Annotated in this window: 7 protein-coding genes; 5 read left to right on the forward strand and 2 right to left on the reverse strand. The window is 74.0% G+C overall.

Annotation, left to right across the window (positions count from 1 at the left end; translation table 11 throughout):
- Positions 1-42: 42 nt before the first annotated feature.
- Complete coding sequence (locus tag ACFU5G_RS28470; protein WP_377252237.1) at positions 43-1,242, reverse strand: sulfotransferase family protein; 1,200 nt, start codon at positions 1,240-1,242, stop codon at positions 43-45.
- 177 nt (positions 1,243-1,419) lie between these two features.
- Here ACFU5G_RS28470 and ACFU5G_RS28475 point away from each other — a divergent pair, with 177 nt between their 5' ends.
- The gene (locus ACFU5G_RS28475) at positions 1,420-2,724 is read left to right on the forward strand and encodes a cytochrome P450 (RefSeq protein WP_377252240.1); all 1,305 of its coding nucleotides are present in this window, start codon (positions 1,420-1,422) and stop codon (positions 2,722-2,724) included.
- Here the strand turns inward: ACFU5G_RS28475 and ACFU5G_RS28480 are convergent.
- Positions 2,712-3,686: a helix-turn-helix transcriptional regulator gene (locus ACFU5G_RS28480; RefSeq protein ID WP_377252244.1), complete on the reverse strand. Its 975-nt coding sequence runs from the start codon at positions 3,684-3,686 to the stop codon at positions 2,712-2,714. The genes ACFU5G_RS28475 and ACFU5G_RS28480 overlap by 13 nt on opposite strands.
- An 85-nt stretch (positions 3,687-3,771) precedes the next feature.
- On the opposite strand from ACFU5G_RS28480, the gene ACFU5G_RS28485 reads away from it, so the two are divergent.
- The 4 genes from ACFU5G_RS28485 to ACFU5G_RS28500 all read left to right on the forward strand — a co-directional run bounded on the left by ACFU5G_RS28485 (position 3,772) and on the right by ACFU5G_RS28500 (position 6,050).
- A complete protein-coding gene (locus tag ACFU5G_RS28485) occupies positions 3,772-4,602 on the forward strand; it encodes a helix-turn-helix domain-containing protein (RefSeq protein ID WP_377252248.1) in 831 nt (276 codons plus the stop codon).
- A gap of 96 nt (positions 4,603-4,698) precedes the next feature.
- Positions 4,699-5,028, forward strand: coding sequence for a hypothetical protein (locus ACFU5G_RS28490; protein WP_377252250.1), 330 nt, complete (start codon positions 4,699-4,701; stop codon positions 5,026-5,028).
- Positions 5,029-5,110: 82 nt separating this feature from the next.
- The gene (locus ACFU5G_RS28495; protein WP_377252252.1) at positions 5,111-5,455 is read left to right on the forward strand and encodes a hypothetical protein; all 345 of its coding nucleotides are present in this window, start codon (positions 5,111-5,113) and stop codon (positions 5,453-5,455) included.
- A complete protein-coding gene (locus ACFU5G_RS28500) occupies positions 5,448-6,050 on the forward strand; it encodes a GyrI-like domain-containing protein (RefSeq protein WP_377252254.1) in 603 nt (200 codons plus the stop codon). The genes ACFU5G_RS28495 and ACFU5G_RS28500 overlap by 8 nt, the downstream gene beginning before the upstream one ends.
- Positions 6,051-6,103: the final 53 nt, after the last annotated feature.

Here is a 6,103-nt window from a genome sequence, read left to right on the forward strand (position 1 = left end):
AGCTTGTCGAGACCGGTCTCGACAAGCTCGACCAGCGGTGGCTCAGCTCAGGACCGAGTCCGGGATCTTGTACGCCGAGAACGCCTCGGCCACCTTGGCCTCGTCCAGGCCGTAGCGCTCCAGCGTGTACGCGTGCGCGCGGTGGCCGCTGCGGTCCAGGGCCGCGGCCAGGTTCGCGTCGTCCGCCGCACCCCAGTCCAGGCCCAGGTTCTCGAACAGGCCGTGCACCACCGTGGTGGGGTCCGCCATCAGGTCGTCGTAGACGACGTCGATCACGGCGTCGTCGGGCAGCTGCTCGCGCAGGGCGACGGCGCGCTCCACGCCGCGGGCCGAGATGTCCAGCCACTCCTGGCCGATGCGCTCCAGGTCGATCCGGCCGGGCTTGATGTACATCACCTGCGTCGCCTCGGCCATGGAGCAGCCGGAGGCGACCGTGGCGCCCGGCGCGCGGTGCGTCCAGACGAACCGCGCCCCCGGGAAGGCCGCCAGGATCTCCGGCATGCGCCACAGGTCCATCGGGTGCTTGAGCACCCAGCGCTCCGGGGCCTCGCCGGCCGCCATGACCTGCAGGGCGTTGCGCAGGAACCGGTAGTCCTCGGTGAGGTCCGCGTTCGCCACCCAGTCGAGGTACCGCGGCGCGGGACCCCACGTCGCGTACATCTCGGTGTGGGCGCGCAGCATGAAGTCCTCCTCCTCGCTGTCGGCGACCAGCGGGTGCAGGTGCCCCCACGCCGGGCTCAGCTTCGCCACCGTCGCGTACCGCTTGCGAGCCTCGGCGATCAGCTTCTCGCGCTCCGCCTGCGGGCGCGGCAGGCCCAGGTTGTCCATCTCCCACAGCTTGGGACCACGGTTGCCGGGGTGCCGGGCGATCAGGTTGTAGGTGACCGTCGTGCCGGTACGCGGCAGCCCGACGACGAACACGGGCGCCGTCACCGGCTCGTCCAGCACGTCGGGCCGGCTCGCCTGGACGTCGCGGACGATCGCACGGTTGGTCAGCCGGGTCCGGATCTGGCTCTGCGTGCTCGACCAGCCCATGCCGCTCAGGTCGGGGTTGGCGGCGTGGTCGGCCAGGAGCAGGCGCAGCCCGTCCAGCGCCGCGAGCTCGTCGTCCCCGAGCGCGACGCGGCCGCTCTGGGCGTCGGCGAGGAGGCGCTCGAAGACGGCGTCCGGGTCCTTGCGGGTGCGCAGCCCGGGGGCGAGCAGCACGTTGAGCAGTCGAAGCAGTGGGGTGGCCTGGGGCATAGGGCACATCCTGCCCATCCGGCCGGGCGGCGACAAGCGACCTGGAGCGGCGGACCTGATCGTGACCTGCGGCATTGCCACTGGTAATGCCGGTCCGCTCGCGGTTAGCATCCCGAGCGAGGGCCGGTGCCCGGTGTCACGCACGACCCGGACCAGGCCGCCCACGAGAGGGGAAACGTGACCGCATCACCGCCGTCGGGCCCAGCACTGCGGCTGGGCGACACGACCGCACGCACGCTGCTCGCGGAGACCACGTCGGCCGCCGACGCGAACGCGGTGTACGAGCGGTTGCGGACGCGGTGGGGCTCGATCGCCCCGGTCGACCTGGAGCCGGGTGTCCCCGCCTGGCTGGTGCTGGGGCACTCCGCGGCTGTGGGCATGCTGCGCGACGACCGCACGTTCATCAAGGACCCGTCGATCTGGAACGGGCACGGCGCGGGCCTGCTCGGCCCCACCTCGACGCTGCACCTGGTGCTCGCCAGGACCCCCAAGCCCACCCTGGCCGACGCCGACGGCCCCAAGCACGCCCGCCTGCGCCCGCCGGTCGACGACGCGCTGGAGCAGATCGACGAGACCCGGGCCGGTGCCATCACCCGGCGGCTGTGCGGCATGCTCATCGACCGCTTCGAGGACCGCGGCCGGGCCGACCTGGTCGCCGAGTACGCCGCGGTGGTCCCGTTCCTGGTGCTGTCCGAGCTGGACGGCCTGGAGCCCACGCAGGCGCAGCGCCTCCAGGAGATCACCCGGGCGATCTTCGAGGCGGGGGCCGACGCCCGCGCCCTGACCGACGAGCTCCGGGAGATCGTCACGGGGCACATCGCGTACAGCCGCGAGCGCGGCACCCGGGACATCGCCGGGGTGCTCTCCGTGCACGACAACTTCGAGCACGACCTGGAACGGGCCCAGACGCTGACGGCGATCACCGCCGCCGCTACCGAGGCGCTCATGGCCTGGATCGCCCAGACCCTCGTGCTGGTGCTGAGCGACCCCCGGTTCTCGCACCGTATCTCGGGCGGCCGGCTGCACATCGACGACGCCCTCGACGAGGTGCTGTGGCGCTCCACGACCAACCCGAACCTCATGCCGCGGTTCGCGGTGCGCGACACCGTGGTCGACGGAAAGCTGATCCAGCGCGGCGACCCGGTGGTCGTGGCCGTGCACGCCGCCAACCACGACCCGCTGGTCCAGTCCGACGACCCGTGGGACACCGTCGGCAACCGCGCCTACCTGTCGTTCGGCGCCGGCGCCCACCGCTGCCCCGCACCGCGGCTGGGCCGCGTGGTCTCGCGGATCGCGGTCGCCGAGCTGCTGCAGCGCCTGCAGGTCACGCTCGACGGCGACCCGGACAAGGTCGAGTGGGCCACCAGCCCGTGGATGCGTTTTCCCGCCCGGCTGCCGGTCACCTTCCCCTCCCCGCGCGAGCAGGCGCCGCCCCGGCCCCTGTTCCCGACGACGGCGCCGCCGACGCATCACCCGGGGTAGCGCGAACGCTGCACCGGCGCGTTGTCCGCGGCCAGCGCCAGTGCCCGGCGCCGGACCGCGGCCCGGACCGTGTCGGGCGCGAGCACCGTCACCGGGACGCCGAGCCCCACGAGACGCTCGGCCAGGGACTCGGGATCCGTGCCGCCGATCCGGACGACCGTGGCCGCCGGGCCGTCGGGCCGGTGGGCACCCGAGGTGGGCGGCACCGCACGCATCGCGTCGTCGAGCGGGAGCGGCAGACGCACCGTGGCGTAGAGCGGGTAGTCCTTCAGGAGCATCTCGGCGACGAGCCGGGCGGCGTCGGGCGGGTCCTCCAGACGCACCAGGCGCCCGGTGGGCCGGGCGTCGGCCACGCGGTCCGCGCGGAACGTCCGCCACTCGCCCTTGGCCACGTCCAGCGCCACGAAGTACCAGCGGTTGCCGGTGAAGACCAGCCGGAAGGGGTCGACCTCGCGTGCCGTCGCGACGCCCTGGGCGCTCCGGTAGGACAGGTGAAGGCGCTCGCCACGCCGGCAGGCCCGCGCCAGCGTGGCGAGCATCCCGGGCGACAGCGGCTGGGACGTGGCCCGGGCGGTGTGCTCGAACACGTCGTCCATCGCGCCGAGCCGCGCGGCGACCCGGTCCGGCAGCAGCCGGCGCAGCTTGAGGAACGCGGACAGCACGGCCTGGTCGTCGCCCAGGATCCCGGTCTGCGCCGCCTCCCGCAGGGCGACGCTGACCGCGAGCGCCTCGTCGTCGTCGAGCACGAGCGGCAGCTGCCGGCGGCTCTCCCCCAGCCGGTAGCCGCCCCAGCGGCCGGGTTCGGAGTCGACGTCGTAGCCGAGGTCGCGCAGCCGGGCGACGTCGCGCCGCACCGTGCGTTCCGTGACGTCCATGCGCTGCGCCAGGTCGCCGGCCGTCCAGCTCGGCCGGGACCACAGCAGGGACAGCAGCTGGAGCAGCCGCGCGGAGGTACTGATCACAGCTCGCCAGCCTACGTTCGGCGTCCGGGCGGCCCACGGCGGGCCGCCCCGCTACCTCGCGGCTCGCGCGCGTAGCCTCGAACGCATGCCAGCAGCAGAGAACGCGTTCGGGGAGTTCCTCACGGCCCAGCGCGCCCGGGTGTCCCCGCGGGACGTCGGCCTGCCGACGGCCGGGTCTCGGCGCGTCAAGGGCCTGCGCCGGGAGGAGGTCGCGGTCCTGGCGGGAGTCAGCGCCGACTACTACGCGCGACTGGAGCAGGGCCGCGAGCGGACGCCGTCGGCCCAGGTCGTGGACGCGATCTGCACCGCGCTCCAGCTCGGCCCGGACGCCCGGGCGCACGCGTTCCGGCTGGCCCGGCTGGCGCCGGCGACGCGCGCCGCGGCCGACCGGGTGGGGCCCGACATGCTGCGCCTGCTGGAGAGCATGCCCGGCGTCGCGGCCTACGTGGTCAACCCGGCGTTCCGGATCGTGGCCGCCAACCCGGTCGCGACGCAGCTGCTGGGGCCGGAGCAGATGGCGCAGGGCGCGGTCCCGTACCTGTTCGCCGATGCCGCGTCGCGGACGTACTTCGTGGACTGGGAGCACATCGCCCGCGCCGCGGTCAGCGCGCTGCGCCTCGCCGTGGGCTACGCCCCGCCGCACCCCGAGGTGACGGCGGTGGTGGCCCGCATGAAGGACGAGAGCCCGGACTTCGCCCGGCTGTGGCAGGACCATCGGGTGACCGGCCTGACCGCGACGGTGAAGCGGATCGACCACCCCGCCGTCGGGCGGCTGGAGCTGGTCTACCAGACGTTCGAGAGCCGGGACGTACCCGGCCAGCAGCTCACGGTCGCCACGGCCGCGGCCGGGTCGGCGAGCGCCGACTCGCTCACCCTGCTCGGCACGATCGCGGCGGGCGCGAACCAGGGAGTGTGACACCCAGGCAGCCGCTGCCTTCCTCCTCCGGACGGCGGACCTCAGGCTGGAACGGCGCCCGGGACACGGGTGCACGCACCACGAGAGGACACCGCCATGGCACAGGTTCTGGAGATCACCACCCTCCGCCCGGCTCCCGGGCTGACGCCCGAGGACTTCGTCACGGCGAACGCCGACATCGACGACTACCTGCGGCGGCAGCCCGGGTTCCTGTGGCGGCGGATCGCCGTGCGCGACGACGGCACCGTCGTCGACGTCGTCGCCTGCGACAGCATGACCCACGCCCGGGCCGGTGCGGGCGGCATCACCGGCGAGATGGGCGACTCCCCCGTGCACGACGCGATCGACCAGTCGACCGTCGACTGGCAGCTCACGACCGTCCTGCACGGCGTCGAGGCGCCGACGTCCCCGGGTGCGGGGGTGTGACCGGGCAGACACGGGATCCCGGACAGGACCTGTCCGGGAAGCGGCCTAGCGTCGAAGCACTTCACCACCGAGAGGACATGACATGAACAGCCCCGAGGACCCCGCCGGGCAGACGCTGGCGCAGGCCGATGCCACCGCGCGGGAGGTCCGCGCCCTGTACGAGCAGATCGAGCAGCGGGTGCTGCACCGTACCTGGACCCTGCCCGAGCTGGCCGTCGGGTTCACCAACGACGCCGCCTACGTGGGCCGCCTGGTCCTGGCGGCGGAGCGCACGTGGGACATCGACGGCGACGTCGACGCCGAGCTGCGGCACAAGCTGGCCGAGAACATGTGGTGGCTCTTCGTCCTCGCCGACAAGCTCGGCATCGACCTGCCCGCCGCGTACGCCGAGACGATGGCGAAGATCGGTGGTGGGCTCCGTGGCTGACGCACTGCCCCGGACCGCGCGGCTGGCCGCGTCCGACGAGCCGGAGCTGGTCCGCTCCCCCGCCACCCGCTACGTGGCGGTGCTCGGTGCGGGCGCGCCCGGCAACGACGAGTTCTACCGCAGGATGGCGCTGGCCGGGGACGTCGCCCGCGCCCTGGCGCCGGACGCCGCGTCCGCGGACCGGTCCGTGGTCGAGGGCCAGTACTGGTACCCCGAGGACTTGGCGCCCGTCGGCATCGCGGACTTCTACAGCGTGCACCCGGTCACCGCGCTGAGCTACCGGCTCATGGTCGCCGTCGGCGCCGGGACCACGCCCGACGACGTGGCCGCCGCCCGGGCGACGGCGGCGAGCCCCTCGGACACCGGCGCGGACGAGCTGGAGGTGGTCGACCTGCCCGAGCAGGCCGTAGTCCAGGTGATGCACCACGGGCCCTTCTCCGGCGAGCTGGCCACGCTGGACCGGCTGGGCCGGTTCGCGGACCAGGCCGGCGTGGCCCACAGCGGGCCGCACCGCGAGGTCTATCTTGTCGCCTACACCAGCGAGACGCCGCAGGACACGCTGCGCACGATCCTGCGCGACCCGGTCGTCGCCTGAGGAGGACGCGGGTGCGCCGCCGTCCGAGCGGACGGCGGCGCACCCGTGTAGGG

Source organism: Promicromonospora sp. NPDC057488 (assembly GCF_042802395.1).
Lineage (GTDB): Bacteria > Actinomycetota > Actinomycetes > Actinomycetales > Cellulomonadaceae > Promicromonospora.

Excerpts from the sequence above, each read along its gene's own strand:
- ACFU5G_RS28490 (WP_377252250.1), top strand. The coding sequence starts at position 4,699 with ATGGCACAGGTTCTGGAGATCACCACCCTCCGCCCGGCTCCCGGGCTG.
- ACFU5G_RS28470 (WP_377252237.1), bottom strand. The coding sequence starts at position 1,242 with ATGCCCCAGGCCACCCCACTGCTTCGACTGCTCAACGTGCTGCTCGCC.
- ACFU5G_RS28495 (WP_377252252.1), top strand. The coding sequence starts at position 5,111 with ATGAACAGCCCCGAGGACCCCGCCGGGCAGACGCTGGCGCAGGCCGAT.
- ACFU5G_RS28485 (WP_377252248.1), top strand. The coding sequence starts at position 3,772 with ATGCCAGCAGCAGAGAACGCGTTCGGGGAGTTCCTCACGGCCCAGCGC.